10 protein-coding genes and 5 pseudogenes are annotated in these 13,523 nt (G+C 58.9%); 8 read left to right on the forward strand and 7 right to left on the reverse strand.

The features are described from left to right. Positions 1–296 precede the first annotated feature (296 nt). A pseudogene (locus AC0L23_RS32040) lies at positions 297–1,696 on the forward strand (IS1182 family transposase). A 476-nt stretch (positions 1,697–2,172) separates the two neighbouring features. Here AC0L23_RS32040 and AC0L23_RS32045 read toward each other — a convergent pair. Then, the gene (locus AC0L23_RS32045) at positions 2,173–2,907 is read right to left on the reverse strand and encodes an NAD-dependent epimerase/dehydratase family protein (protein ID WP_473357891.1); all 735 of its coding nucleotides are present in this window, start codon (positions 2,905–2,907) and stop codon (positions 2,173–2,175) included. A 209-nt stretch (positions 2,908–3,116) separates the two neighbouring features. Then, positions 3,117–4,520, reverse strand: coding sequence for an aldehyde dehydrogenase family protein (locus AC0L23_RS32050; RefSeq protein ID WP_473357892.1), 1,404 nt, complete (start codon positions 4,518–4,520; stop codon positions 3,117–3,119). Between the two features lie 416 nt (positions 4,521–4,936). Between AC0L23_RS32050 and AC0L23_RS32055 the strand changes: the two are divergent. The 5 genes and pseudogenes from AC0L23_RS32055 to AC0L23_RS32075 all read left to right on the forward strand — a co-directional run. Continuing rightward, positions 4,937–5,344, forward strand: a pseudogene (locus AC0L23_RS32055) (nitrilase-related carbon-nitrogen hydrolase); the annotation flags it as partial. 64 nt (positions 5,345–5,408) lie between these two features. Then, positions 5,409–5,819 (forward strand): annotated as a pseudogene (locus tag AC0L23_RS32060) (hypothetical protein); the annotation flags it as partial. Positions 5,820–6,151: 332 nt separating this feature from the next. Further along, a complete protein-coding gene (locus tag AC0L23_RS32065; RefSeq protein ID WP_473357893.1) occupies positions 6,152–6,850 on the forward strand; it encodes a glutathione binding-like protein in 699 nt (232 codons plus the stop codon). A 73-nt stretch (positions 6,851–6,923) separates the two neighbouring features. Beyond that, a pseudogene (locus AC0L23_RS32070) lies at positions 6,924–7,078 on the forward strand (hydroxyacid dehydrogenase); the annotation flags it as partial. A gap of 8 nt (positions 7,079–7,086) precedes the next feature. Next, positions 7,087–7,308, forward strand: a pseudogene (locus AC0L23_RS32075) (LysR family transcriptional regulator); the annotation flags it as partial. Here the strand turns inward: AC0L23_RS32075 and AC0L23_RS32080 are convergent. Together AC0L23_RS32080 and AC0L23_RS32085 are read right to left on the reverse strand one after the other, a co-directional pair. Further along, positions 7,308–7,655 (reverse strand): response regulator, encoded by a 348-nt coding sequence (locus tag AC0L23_RS32080; RefSeq protein ID WP_473357894.1) that lies wholly within the window; start codon positions 7,653–7,655, stop codon positions 7,308–7,310. The pseudogene AC0L23_RS32075 and the gene AC0L23_RS32080 overlap by 1 nt on opposite strands. A gap of 9 nt (positions 7,656–7,664) precedes the next feature. After that, positions 7,665–8,057 (reverse strand): response regulator, encoded by a 393-nt coding sequence (locus AC0L23_RS32085; protein WP_473357895.1) that lies wholly within the window; start codon positions 8,055–8,057, stop codon positions 7,665–7,667. A 2,231-nt stretch (positions 8,058–10,288) separates the two neighbouring features. On the opposite strand from AC0L23_RS32085, the gene AC0L23_RS32090 reads away from it, so the two are divergent. Both AC0L23_RS32090 and AC0L23_RS32095 read left to right on the forward strand, forming a co-directional pair. Next, complete coding sequence (locus AC0L23_RS32090) at positions 10,289–10,510, forward strand: hypothetical protein (protein ID WP_473357896.1); 222 nt, start codon at positions 10,289–10,291, stop codon at positions 10,508–10,510. Positions 10,511–10,512: 2 nt separating this feature from the next. Next, complete coding sequence (locus AC0L23_RS32095) at positions 10,513–10,734, forward strand: hypothetical protein (protein ID WP_473357897.1); 222 nt, start codon at positions 10,513–10,515, stop codon at positions 10,732–10,734. An 842-nt stretch (positions 10,735–11,576) separates the two neighbouring features. Here the strand turns inward: AC0L23_RS32095 and AC0L23_RS32100 are convergent. From AC0L23_RS32100 to AC0L23_RS32110, 3 genes are all read right to left on the reverse strand, one after another. After that, entirely contained in the window at positions 11,577–11,933 is a 357-nt protein-coding gene (locus tag AC0L23_RS32100; protein ID WP_473357898.1) for a hypothetical protein, read from the reverse strand. Between the two features lie 172 nt (positions 11,934–12,105). Next, complete coding sequence (locus AC0L23_RS32105; protein ID WP_473357899.1) at positions 12,106–12,348, reverse strand: hypothetical protein; 243 nt, start codon at positions 12,346–12,348, stop codon at positions 12,106–12,108. 186 nt (positions 12,349–12,534) lie between these two features. Continuing rightward, the gene (locus tag AC0L23_RS32110) at positions 12,535–12,771 is read right to left on the reverse strand and encodes a PilZ domain-containing protein (protein ID WP_473357900.1); all 237 of its coding nucleotides are present in this window, start codon (positions 12,769–12,771) and stop codon (positions 12,535–12,537) included. Between the last annotated feature and the right edge of the window lie 752 nt (positions 12,772–13,523).

Here is a 13,523-nt window from a genome sequence, read left to right on the forward strand (position 1 = left end):
CGCGTGTTTTCCACATCGGAAATGTCGCGGCTTTTAGCCATCCTTCCGGCTTCCGGCGATCTGTTAGGCGTGAAGAGTGCCGGCGATCTCACACCGGAGTGCGTTCGGGCGCTGCAAAGTGTGGCCGAAGCATCGCGAGTAGCAGTGCAGGGAAATCACTATCTCAGGTCCGGTACGGGTCAGGATAGCCGGCAGCCTTGGTCCGGTCCTTCTGTGATTGTGTTGCAAAACTCCGGTTGAGACGACTCGCGAACCGTGATTCCGTTGGTTTGAGGCGGCATTTGCGGGAGCAGCGGATGTTAGGTCGGCAGGAGAGCGGTCAGGGCCAGTTCTTTTACTCCTTTGATCTCGACAAGGTGGTGCCGGTTGATCACCTGGTACGGCAAATCGACGGTTTTCTGGACCTGAGTTGGGTGCACAACGAGCTCGCTCCATTCTACTCCCACACTGGCCGGCCTTCGATTGATCCGGTGCTCATGATCCGGATGCTGGTCTTGGGCTACGTATTTGCACTTCGTTCCGAGCGTCGGCTCTGCGCCGAGGTCCAGGTCAATCTGGCTTATAGATGGTTTGCAAGCTCGGCATCGAGGATCCTATCCCTGATCACTCGGTGTTTTGCCGGGCGCGGCGCGAACGCTTCCGTGAGAGCGATGCCTTACGCCGGGTTTTTGAACGTGTAGTGGCGCTGTGTATTTCGGCGGGGCTGGTCGGAGGCGAAGCGTTCTCAGTCGATGCGAGCCTGATCAAGGCTGATGTGAACAAGACTAGGCGACTTCCCGGCGACCAGCCTATTACCTGGCCAAAGGCGGAGGAAGCATCCCATGCGGTGCGCGAGTACATCGCAGCGCTTGACGCCGCCAATAGCGATAAGGACGGCGATGAAGACGGCGGTGGTTCAAGTGAAGGCAGCCGTCGCCGCAAGCCTCCCAAGGAAGTCTCGCTCACCGATCCGCAAGCAACATGGGTTACGAGGCTGGGCGTGGATCCATTCTTTGCTTATGATGCGAACTATCTGATCGACAACAAGGCCGGGATCATCCTCGATGCGGTAGGCACGCGCGCGAACCGTGCGGTTGAGATTGCTGTCACCCAGATCATGGTGGACCGTGTTGAGCGTCGCTTCGATCTGCGCCCCAAGAGACTGGCAGGCGACACGGCTTACGGCGCGGTCAGATTGCTCAAATGGCTAGTGGATCGCAAGATCACGCCGCACGTTCCGGTGTGGGACAAGTCGGCACGCCCCGATGGCACCTTTAGCCGAGCGGACTTCGTCTTCGACAAAAAGCGCAATGTCTATGTTTGCCCGGGTGGCGCGGAACTGACCAGCACCGGCAATATCGATCAAGGTCACATCGTTTACTACGGGGCCAGCAAGAGCGATTGCTCTGGCTGCGCCTTGAAGCCCAAATGCACGACGGCGGTCGTGCGCAAAATTACCCGTGACGTCAACGAAGATGTGCGCGATCATGTCCGTGCGCTGGTCAATACGGAAGCCTTCGAGCAATCGCACCGCGAGCGCAAAAAGGTCGAGATGCGGTTTGCTCATATGAAACGCATTCTCAGGCTCGACCGGCTTCGGCTGCGGGGCCTGAATGGCGTCAGGGACGAAGTGCTGCTCACAGCCACCGCGCAGAACCTGAGGCGGCTGGCCAAGCTAATCTGCCGTCCCCCGCCACAACTGGCAGTCGCGTGCTGAAATCCACCAGCAAAACGGAAACCGCCGACACCCGCACCAAAAAAAACCGCCGAAACTCCAAGCCCAAGCTCGCCCCCAAGTCAGAAACGAGTTTTGCAACACAATCTCTGTGAAAGCAGACCTCGCTCCGCACTCGGCCGAAGTCAGTTAAGGGTCGATTGTGTTGCAAAACTCGATTTTCGCCGATGACCAAAATTCTGCGGGCCGTGGGCGTGCCTACAAGATGCGAGGGACCTCGCGGCCTCGCGCAAAATTCGTAGGCGACTTCGGTAACGCGATTGAAGCCGTACGAATCAGCGATCGCTCGCTGCTCAGTATTTTCGCGAAAAATCTTGAACCCTGCAACTTTCGACTTTTGCAACAGTAGTGACCAAACTGGTGAGGTCGGCTAGGGACCAATGCCTTAAGTGATACGCTGGAAAGCGGCAGAGCACTTAAACAACACCGATTGGTAAGCTGAACCGCGCTCGAAATCGTCAAGCCGGAAGACGAAAATCAGGAGTCCAACCCAGCTGCAGGCGTGCCTTTTCGGTTGCCGCGTATTTGTTGGATTGCGCAATGTTATAGATGCCGGAGTCACCGCGGTCGATGGCGAGCAGGGCGGCATAGGCCGCCGCATCCACATGAACCGGCGCAGAATTCGACGGTCGGTCCGAAGCGGTTCCGGGACCATAAAGCTGGCCATAGCGAAGGACGACGCCCTCGAGCGGCGGCGATTTCAAAATGAGATCCTCCAGGGCAATCACCCCTTGCAGGTTGATACCGCTCTCTCCCTCGGCCCCAGCATCGAGCGCGTCCGTCTCCGCGTGCGGCTGGAGCCCAGGCGCGTAGGCCCACGCGATGCTTTGTGCCACCATCCGGCGGGCGCCCACCGCGATTGCCGCCCTGACGAGATTGCGCGTACCTTCACTACGGATACGGGCGGTACGAACGATCGCTGCTCCCATCTCACGTGGATTGAGGTCCTTCGGGAGGTCGGTGAGCTGATGGATCACGACATCCGGGCGTGCCGATGCAACGACGCGTGATAGAGCTGATGCGTCGAAGACGTCGACCACGATCGGTTCCGCCCCGAGCGACCGCAGTGTGTTGACATTCGCTTCTGACCTGGTGCTACCGCAAACGTAGTGACCCGCGCTGCGCAGGAGCGGCGTCAGGCGCCTACCGATGGCCCCTGACGCACCCGCGAGGAATATCCTATAACCCATCATTCTTACTCCTGAACCAGAATGCGCCTTAACAGCGACTACCCCGCTGTGCGCTTTCTTTCCGATGCATCCGGCGATGAGAACGCAATCGCTCCATTCCTATGATCCGGCGTGAATTTCCGCCATCGGTCAGAACAGGCGTTCCCGCGATGCCGGACATTCCTCATTTGAGACGCGCACAACTCTTCGCATGTCAGGCGGATGCCCGAGCGCTACTTCGCCATATTGATGATCTTGGCTTGAGTGTACGCCTCGAGGCCTTCTCGTCCCAATTCTTCGCCGACGCCTGATTGCTTGGCGCCACCAAAGGGAATATCGGGCGACACGTCGAGAAACTTGTTGATCCAGACAGTCCCGGTTTCGATTTTAGCTGCGACGTAGAACGCCCGATCGAGATCCTTGCCCCAAACCGTTCCGGCGAGCCCATACTCTGAGTTGTTGGCTCGAGCGATCGCGTCATCAACTTCAGAGTAGCGCAGCACCGGGACGACCGGGCCGAACTGCTCTTCAGTGACCAGTCGCGCATCGTCGGCGATGTCCCGGACGATGGTCGGTTGAATGAAATAGCCCTTGCGTCCGAGTACTTCGCCGCCCGCAACGATCTTGCCGTTCCGTTTGGCGTCTTCGAGGAAGCCCTTCACTTTCTCAAACTGCGCCCTGTTCTGCAGCGGGCCCATCTGCGTCCCCTGCTTCAATCCGTCATCGACCACCAATTCGCGTGCGAGGCAACCGAGTTCCTCGCAGATCCGCTCATACTGTGAATCATGGACGTAGATGCGCTTGGCTCCGAGGCAGAGCTGCCCGGCGTTCATCATTGCCGCGACAAACAATTTGGGCGCTACTTCGACCGGGTCGACGTCATCAAGCACGATCGCGGCGTCGTTGCCACCCAGCTCCAGGGTCAACCGCTTCAGAGTGCTTGTTGCGCCGCTCATCACCTTCTTACCGGTCGTGGTCGAGCCAGTGAAGGCAACTTTCGCCACATCAGGATGACTTGATAACGTCCCACCTAGATCATTGTTATCCACGATGATGTTGAGGGTACCCGCCGGCAGAACTTGCTCACAGATTTCACCGAACAGAAGCGTCGTGAGAGGCGTGGTCGGAGCCGGCTTCGCGACCACCGTGTTGCCGGCGAGCAACGCCGGCGCGAGTTTGAGGACCAGCAGAACAACCGGGAAGTTCCATGGCACAATCGCGGCGACCACGCCCAGCGGCATGCGCTGACGCACGATCTTCTGTGTCGCATTGTCCTTCAACACTTCATACGGCAGATCGAGCTCCGCGTGATAACGGATGATGTCTGTGGAGAAAGTGATCTCCCATACCGCTTCGGACAGTGGCTTGCCCTGCTCCAGTGTCAGCAATCGTGCGAACTCGTCTTTTCGCGCTTCGAGCGCGTCGGCCACTCTCCCAAGAAGAGCGCCGCGCTCTCGAACCGGCTTGGCTGACCATGCGGGGAACGCCGCTTTCGCAGCAGCCATCGCTTCTTCGAGTTGTGCGATATCAGCCCGTGGAGTAACCGCAAGCAGTTCCTCGTTCGCTGGGTTGATGACGTCGAGCGTTGCTGCACCAGCCACTAACTTGCCGTCGATCAGCAGTTTGAATTCATTCATCGTTCTCTCCCGGTCCAATCGCAAGATCGACCGCGGTCTGAACCGCGGTATGTGGAGAATTGCGCGCTTCATCGCATCGCACCTTCGCGCGACCATGCGGACGACGCGTTAGTCGGTCCGATCCCGCGAGGTGCTTATCGAGCGGCCACAACTCATGAGCCCACAATTGATCGCACACATGCTCCGCCTCAATCAGACCAAGGTGTCGCCGACACCTTGGGATCGAGTCATCGCGACTGTTGGCGCTTTCTTGGTTTCACTGGGCCCTCTTCAGTGGCGCACGCCGCCGCCTCGTTGCGCCGGCGCTCACGCGCGAGGTGCCCGCGCAGAATGGCCGACGACACCATGGTGCAATTGAGCCAGGCGGCGGGTCCTCCTAGCTACACATAAACGTCGGTCACTTAGAGGATACAGCCATGACCATCATCAAAGCAGCAACCGTGCAAATCAGCCCGGTTCTCTACAGTCGTGAAGGCACGACGGAGAAGATTGTCCAGAAGATCGTCGAGCTCGGTCGAGAGGGCGTGCAGTTCGCGACCTTTCCTGAAACCATTCTGCCCTATTATCCCTATTTTTCGTTCGTACAGCGTCCATTTGAAGCGATCGGTCAGAATCTCATGCTGTTCGAGCAGTCTGTGACGGTGCCGTCACCGACGACGGCAGCGATCGGCGAGGCTTGCCGGCAAGCCAATATCGTGGTGTCCATCGGCATCAACGAACGCGATGGTGGAACACTCTACAACACTCAGCTGCTCTTCGATGCGGATGGCACCCTTATCCAGCGTCGTCGCAAGATATCGCCGACCCATCACGAACGTATGATCTGGGGCCAGGGCGACGGTTCGGGACTCAGGGCCGTCGACAGCGCGGTGGGGCGCGTGGGGCAGCTTTCACGATTCAATCTTCGTCCCGCTGGCCAAGTGGGCCATGTTGATGGCCGGCAACTAACGTTGCATCACGGAAGACGGAATGCAGAACGCCCAGCAGGCCGTGCATCGCGACCTGTCCGCATCGCGGTCGATCTACGATTTCGTTGTCGATGTGTGCATCGAGCTTGGCGCATCTCACGAGCAGTTAGTACCATTCAATAAATACGCCGCGGCAGCTGCAAGTCTCTCGCGGCCTGCGTCGGCCGCCCGAGCGCTCAACAACGGCGCTATCAATATTGAGCGTGCAGACAAGCTCGTCCAACTTGCAGCCAGGCAGAAGGGAATGACGCATCCAGCCCTTGACGACATCGTAGCTCTGGTCGATCGACGATTGGTGGCCAATCGCAAGGCAAAGGTCGCTGCGGCCTGAGGCGAAGGAACGGAGGTGCCCAAGCTGCCAAAGCGATATGGCCATTTCGTGTATGCCGCTATTCAATCCGGCGCCACGACCGCAATAACCGCCGCCGTCGCCAGTTCTGATTCTGGTGGAACGTTTCTGGCCCACTAGTTTCAGTCATGGCTGGTCTCTTGGCCCCTTATGACTGCGATTTGTTCTGTTGGCGGCTCCGATTATCACGGGCTGACGCTATCGCTGTTGGCGGACGAGGTAGGCCGCGCTCTTCGATAAGGATGCGTTGAGCCATGAAGCACATGGCTGCAAATGGCGAGTTATCGCTACAAGCTACAAGGAGATAGCAACCTATGATCGATCTCTACTATTGGACGACTCCCAACGGGCACAAGATTACGATGTGCTTGGAGGAGACCGGACTGCCTTACGACGTACGTCCGATCAATATCTCCAAAGGCGAGCAGCTGAAGCCGGACTTTGTGGCCATTTCGCCAAACAACAGAATTCCAGCGATCGTCGATCGCGACCCGATGGGCGGTGGAAAGCCCATCTCAATCTTTGAATCCGGGGCCATCTTGAACTATCTGGCCGAAAAATCGGGAAAACTGCTGCCCCTCGAAACCCGGAAGCGCTATGCCGTGTTGCAGTGGTTGATGTGGCAGATGGGCGGGCTTGGACCGATGGCCGGCCAAAACCACCATTTCTCGGGCTACGCTCCCGAAAGGATTCCGTACGCCATCGATCGCTATGTCAATGAAACGAATCGTCTCTACGGTGTCCTGAACAAGCAGTTGTCAGATCGGGAATTCATCGCCGGCGAATATTCCATCGCCGATATCGCTTGCTACCCCTGGATCGTTCCTCACGAGCGGCAAGGGCAGAAGCTCGAAGACTTTCCACATCTGAAACGCTGGTTCTCTTCGATAGAGGAGAGGCCCGCCACGTTGCGAGCTTACGAGGTCATCAGACAGGTAAATCCGACAAACGCGCCGACGGTCAACGAGGAATCGAAGAAGGTTCTGTTCGGCCAGGTGGCGGCGAAAGGCTGAGCGTCGCGCGCAAACGCGCCCGCCGGCGCCCCGTCAGGTCATCTCGTGGAGCCGAGTTTGTGCTGCAGGCGTGCTGGCTTACGCCATCGTGCGCGAGATGGCGCTGGGCCTTGAAGTGGTGCTCGCCGATGGCCGAAGCCGAATTCTGAATGGTCTGTCGAAGTTGAAAGGACAACACCGGTTACGACCTGCGCAAGTATCTTCATCGGTGCCAGAAGGATCATTGGACATCAGGGCGGCTCGGCGCGCGCTTGTTGTTGCGGACGACGCGGGCGCTGACGCTGACCGCGGAAGGCCGCGCCCATCTCAGCGCGGCCCGCCGCATTCTCGCCGATCTCGACGAAGCCGAGCAGGCGATCTCCGACCAAGGTTCGCCGCGCGGCCGGGTTCGGGTCAGCGCTGCGGTGTCCCACGGACGTCTTTGCATTGTGCCGTTGCTCGGCGATTTCGTGCGCCGTTAGCCGGCAACTCGGACCTCAGGGAGCGCAGGCCTTGCCGCACGGCGATGCAACACGGGCCTGCCCTTGAATTGCTCCGGCACCCCACCGGAGCCATAGCCGCTCAGAAAAAAGAACGGTCGTCCGCGGGCCGTGATTGCCTCCGCTACTGGCCTAACATTTGAGCCCTGCAAATTGATGTCGAGAATGGCAAGATCGTATTGCTCAGTTTCGGCGAGCGACCGGGCCTGATCCAGATGTCCGGCTTCGGCGACAACTCTGTGTCCAAGCTCCTCGATCATTTCGACAAACATCATCCGAATTAATGCTTCATCTTCGACCAGGAGTATCGATGCTGGGCGGTCCACGGTGGGCTCTCAGTTGCCGGAAGCCGATTGGGAGCCGACATTCAGAAGCTGAGAGACCGCTGTCACTATCTGCGCGGGCGCGAAGGGCTTCCGAAGAAGGAGGCTGTTCGGCACGCCCAGGATGGCCCACTCGTCAGCAGCGGCGCCGGTCATGTAGACCACAGGGAAGTTCGGATCGACTTGACGAGCCGCACGCGCGACGTCCCAGCCGCTAACTCGACCCAGTAAATTGATGTCTGTGACGAGCGCGCTGTAGTTGGTCTGACGCCCCTTCAGCAGAGTAACCGCTTCCTCACCCGTTCGCGCAGTAGCCGGCTCGAAGCCGCCCTCGTTCAACACGTCCGAGACCACACCTTGAACTGCTTCATCGTCCTCGACGACAAGTACAGTCGGTAATTCCACGAACTCCCCCTTCCATCCTCGCTCTGCCCGGACGTAACAAAGTAGACAGAAGGAAAAAGTTCCCGCCGGGAACCAAAATTTACGTGGCTGCGGTCGATCGCGCCCGTATCTTATTCCCCTTTGCTCTCTGCCGCAGGAAGCTTACCGAAATCTCCTCGCCGTTGACCCGGTCGAGCTGACAACGACGATAGGCAAGGCCCGTGCAGGAAAGCAGCAAGAAGAACTCTGTCAGAGTCAACCCTTCGATTGACGTTTCAACTGCAAGTCTCGCGCTGGTTTCTGACACATCCTTGATGGTGCATGAGCGTCGCCAGTGCCGTCGATCGCCATCATATGCGCGGGGAGCGCATGCTCGAAGGTGACGCGTCGCCCCTCCTGTTCCGTTTCTTTTGTCATTGCCGGTACTCAGATCGTTTCGTCGTTCCTAATATGAAATCGACTAAGGGCTCGTAACCGAGTTTGGGAAAAAACAGCAAAGACCGCACCCGAAGCGGAGCATCGCCGCGAAGTCTTAATTGCTTTCGGCCTACTTCCATACTGTGCGCCGACGACTCCCTAACACTGCTCGCGGATGGGTAAGCCCGCACCGCGGAAATTTATCGCGGGAACAACTTGCAATTTGGGACGTTAGGGGGCGTTGTTGGGGGGAATCATCGTGGCGAGCTCTGAGTACTATTTGAAGCAAGCCGAAATTGCGTCCCGGATGGCATTGTCAGAACCCGACTTTAAAAAAGCGAGAGCCATGCATATCCTCGCCTTGGACTATTTCGACAAGGCCTACCGTGCGCAGGTCCGAGAAACGTGTCCACCCCATCCAACCAACTCATCCAACATCATCCGATTGAGACCGCCATAGTTGACGGTAGGCGGGTCGAAATCCGGCCGCACGTCGGCGCCGCGCCGGCTCCCATCGGCAAGCGAAGCTCCAGTGCGACGAAGCAATGGTCGCCATGATCTCGTCCACGGGACCGCACGGAAGCCGCCTGCACTGGAAGTGCTCAAGTCTAACTTGTGAAGGCACGGTCTTGATCGAGGATGACCTTTTCCCTTCGTATTCTCGGCCGCCCTCCACCACGCGTCTGGCGGCCTAGCCGGAGGCGGCGCGGGCGATAGCTGCGCAGTTCGCCGATTTCTCGCCGTTGAATGGTCCAGAGCCTGCCTGAATTGGTTAGCGGGTTCTTAATCCTCGTTCGGCAGCCTTGCAGTCAGCGCTGCCGATTAGCCCCCCAGCCACGGTAGCGCGAGCGATGGCGGCGGCAGTGATGCCCGCCGGCCATTGTTCACATTTGGGAGCGGCAATGGCTCTTCAGGTCTCGAAGCGCAATGCCGCACTACGCCGAACGAAACTGCTCAACGAGCGGCCCTACGTGGAACCGGCAAGCCCAAGGATGGAGCGGTCGAACTCCATCGCCGCCGCGCGATCAGTCTAGTAACTGAGCGAAGAATTTCCCACTCTCCTACTCGCTCGCCCCCGCTGCTTCTGAAAGCGCTGCAAGCGAGCGTAAACCGCTTGCCGGGTGCGACCTAGGCGTCCGCCGACCTCCTCAGCTGTGGCACCTGCGCCAAGGTGCGAGAGCAATTCCGCCTCTTCGTCGGGCAACCATGGTCGCCTCGATGCGCGATTGTTCGTCATGCGCGACGCCCCCAACGCCTAAGTGCGCGGCGGCGCCGGGAGCCGCGGTGGGTCGGGAAACCGAGTTGGCTGCTCCGAGCGCGGCGGCGCCGGCAAGCGGCTGGTCTCTGGCACGCGATTACCGCGCGTCATCCACGCTGCCAGACGAGCGTAGCTTCGCCTGAGAGCCGGAACGAACCAATCAGATGCGCCCTCGTGATCCATGCCGCAGAACAATATCCATGAACCATTTAGAAAAGATTGCCGTCGTTCCGATCAGTAACTGATCGTAAATGATGCAATGGCAACAAACGGCCATGGAAGCCAAACGCCCGCATGAAACGATAGGTCAAGACGTCGGTCACCACGAAAGGCGGAGGCCGTTCTTCAATCAGCATCACCGGCAAATGCTCGATGCTCTTCGTGACCGCGATTGGGTGTCGTCTTCGAAGCTTACCGATCACCCCGGAACAAAGCTCGCCCTTCTACGAAACGGATGGATGGAGCGACGCTCAACCTGCAAAGGTCTCGAATATCGTTTGACCGAAGCCGGCCTGACAGAACTTAGCCGCCCCCGATAGGCGCAAACCGGTGGGAAACGACGAACGTGTCACAGGCTATGGAATTGATCGTCGCTAGCTACGTCAAGGTGCGGGACCGTCGCGCGCTGACGGAGTTGCTAGCGCATCGGCGCAAGGTGCTGGCTGAATTGCAGGCTGCATCAGGCATCAACCCCGAAAACGCGGTCAGGGTAATCCAGGACGAGCTGGCTGTGATCGAAGCCGGTCTCGGAGAACTTAAACCTCCGCCCGGTTCGGTGCCTGAGAACGAGTGGGCCTAGCGATGCGCGTTAACAAAATCAACTGGGACAAAATCGGACGGGTGACGGCGCCGGGTCGATATAAGTGCTTTTTCGGATATCTCACCGTCACGTCTGACGACCTCGATGTGTGGGCACGTTATCCGGACGCGGCGTTTACCTTGGTCACGAAAACGGCGGATGAGCAGTCAGTTGGTGACGAATATCTTCTCGGCGCGTTTGACATAGGAAATCCTGAACAGTAGGGCAACGGGCGAAGCGGAAAGTTATGAAGCTGTGCATCCCGAGACAAAGCACGGCGGCGCACGGCGCGGATCAAGTTCTAAAGTTGAGAACTTGAAGCCGGAGCGGTTCACGGCACACACAGCCGCCAAGGCTGGACGTTCCATTGCGTCCGTCGCCCGCGACGCAACCCGCGCCAAAGCGCTAGGCCCGGACCTTGACCGCGTCGCCGTGACGTCTCCGGACAAGGGCGCCGAACTGGACGCGCATGCTGCCGCCGCTTGTTCCAGATTTAACTCCTCGCAGCGACATCAAGCTTAACCCGCGGTTTCGATGCACCGGAGCTGCTGAGCGTTAGCGTCTCTGCACCGGACATTGCACCCATCCGGGTTCACCATGGCGAGGTCGTCGCGCCAAGATATTCGGCGCGGCGGCCTTGTTTCCCCGCCGCAAAGCTACGAGCTTCATTTGGTAAATAAGCCCGACGGTGACCCGTTCGATCTGGTTGAGACACGACGCCAGATCACGAACTTGCGCTCGCAACACTCTGACAATCTTCTCGTCACATCGCGATTGAACCGCTTCCTCGTGAAGATTGCTTTTCTCTCAGAGCCAAAAGATGCGGCGCACGCTCGACATCTTCAGTCTGAATTCGCTCGAATGCTGCGAACTGTTGACGAAATCGTCTCACGAGGCCGATCCACGAAGCCGCGGCTCAAGTAACACTAACGCACGGACGTTCTTGCGCCGATCCGGCCCAGCGCAGATGCTGGATGCAGTCGCGAACTCGTCCTCGTTTCGCGTATTGGCGCCTTCGCGGCGAGGGGTCGCCGTCCTCTCGGTCGGCGGCCCCGCCCATGTCGGCCTAGTAAGCACGCCGCACTACTCGGGGCGGAGATGGCAGTCTCGGAGAAAACCGGTGGGCAAGCGCGAGCACTGCGGCTTCGTCGGTTTCGAGCGCGATCTTCTGAGCGAGCATCACATCCCCAGCCGCCAGAGCGCGATCAGGAACGAAACACCAGCCGATCGCGGGCTGCCCGGATGCGTCGAGCTCTACAACATTGCTCAGGGTACCATATTGAACTCGATATCGCCTGCCGGTGTGAGAACCGGTGACTTCGAAATAGTTGTTGGCATGTTCAGCCTCGGCGAGGCCCTTCGGATCAGTTTGTTCAAAGTAATGTCTGCTGTCGCCTGTGTGGTCCACGATCTGGGTAGCCATGGAAGAAAGCTCCTCGTTCCATTAGCCGCTAAGAGGAAGAAGAACCTTGCGGCTCCCAATAGTGTTCCCATTCTCGCCAAAGTTCCGGTGGTCGTCATCAAGAATGCGGATCACCCAGTCGATTCGTGCGTGGCCGCGTCACGCTCGCGCGTCAGGTAGTCCGCCAGCAGTATCACGGCGAGGTGGTCGCTCGGCTCGATCCGCTCGGCGGGTTAGAGCTAAGGCTTGCCAGCGGCTTCAGCCTCAATTGCGAGCCGGCAATCTCGGTGTGGCCACCGGCGAGGAGCCGCTCAACGACGCCGTCGCTGATTACCTTGACGCCGAAGCGCCAGCCTCCACGCGGTCGCCGCTCAAACGGGCCATGTTGGAGCAAACGCAGGAAATAGCGCTCATTGTAGTTCTTCTGGTCGGTCATTACTTAGCCCCGCCCCGTGCCGGCGAGCAGGACCCTGATTTAGCGATTGCGATAAGTCAACCGGCCCGCGACATCTGCGGTTCCGGCCGGCACGACGATCTCTAGGCACCGCGAAGCCGGGATCACGGGCGTCCCTGAGCGTGCCTTCTAGCCCGCGCGGGCCAAGTGCCAGCACCAGGGCGATGATCAGCAAAACGCAACTCCGATGCGTCCTTCCGACCGCCACACCGCTCGACAGGAAAGCTGGGAGTGCGCGCTCGGAATGACCAGTGTGAACTCGTGCGGAATGCCAGATGCGCTGGGCACGTCAAGATTGGCGCCCAGATCGGAGAAGTTTCGGACGACGCAACTGAAGGCGCCTCCGGGAAACTCGATGAGTGCAGACTTGAATACACGTCGACGGCGAGCGGTTCGCTTTTCCATGGGGACGGGTGTTAAGCCAGCTTTTCTTACAGATCGATAAAGCTGTCGCGGAAAGTCGCGGCACTATTTGGGGGCTCCAAATACAGAAATCGTTTACCTAGGCTGGTCGGGCAAAGTGAGTTGAGCCTGCGCTACCATTTAGCGACTCTTTTACTCGGCAAGGCTACCGTTCTTCCGATGATCAAGGGCGTGACCATAGCTGCTCTTGTACTGGCGGCGGCTAGTCTCGCAGACCAGCAGCTGTCTTACGGGCGCTATACGGACGCGGCCTTGGCTATGCTCGGGCAGATCGAGCATTCATTCCGGCGATAGGCGGCACCTGAGGCGCCCGCTGAGCGCCGGGCTCAGGCTTCGGGACCGAAAGTTGCTACCTTCCGGTCCCCGTCCCATAGCTCCACATCCCGGCCGCTGACCAACTGCTTGGCCTTCTCCTTGGCCGTCTCGATGGCCTCGCAGACCAGGTCAACTCGCATCCTGCCCTTTTAGGCGGTAGATGCCAGGCGCGTTCGTAATACTTGATCTGGATCAATGAAATCTCGCAGACCATGAATGCACAGTGAACGGTCCCCAGATAGGTGAACGCGCGAGAGGCGGCCCGGTGCCGCTTACCACATTGCACTTCCAGCCTTGGTCCGTTTGAGCCCGCCTGTCTGAGGTTGTCCGCTCACTGGGGAACTACCTATAGCCCGCGAAGACATGGTGAAGAACGAGGGCGGTCACAGCGCCTATGAGCACCGTACGCTAACGCGACA

It is taken from the genome of Bradyrhizobium sp. MI1.4 (assembly GCF_055811315.1).

Excerpts from the sequence above, each read along its gene's own strand:
- AC0L23_RS32045 (WP_473357891.1), bottom strand. The coding sequence starts at position 2,907 with ATGATGGGTTATAGGATATTCCTCGCGGGTGCGTCAGGGGCCATCGGT.
- AC0L23_RS32065 (WP_473357893.1), top strand. The coding sequence starts at position 6,152 with ATGATCGATCTCTACTATTGGACGACTCCCAACGGGCACAAGATTACG.
- AC0L23_RS32105 (WP_473357899.1), bottom strand. The coding sequence starts at position 12,348 with ATGACCGACCAGAAGAACTACAATGAGCGCTATTTCCTGCGTTTGCTC.
- AC0L23_RS32110 (WP_473357900.1), bottom strand. The coding sequence starts at position 12,771 with ATGGAAAAGCGAACCGCTCGCCGTCGACGTGTATTCAAGTCTGCACTC.
- AC0L23_RS32095 (WP_473357897.1), top strand. The coding sequence starts at position 10,513 with ATGCGCGTTAACAAAATCAACTGGGACAAAATCGGACGGGTGACGGCG.
- AC0L23_RS32050 (WP_473357892.1), bottom strand. The coding sequence starts at position 4,520 with ATGAATGAATTCAAACTGCTGATCGACGGCAAGTTAGTGGCTGGTGCA.
- AC0L23_RS32100 (WP_473357898.1), bottom strand. The coding sequence starts at position 11,933 with ATGGCTACCCAGATCGTGGACCACACAGGCGACAGCAGACATTACTTT.
- AC0L23_RS32090 (WP_473357896.1), top strand. The coding sequence starts at position 10,289 with ATGGAATTGATCGTCGCTAGCTACGTCAAGGTGCGGGACCGTCGCGCG.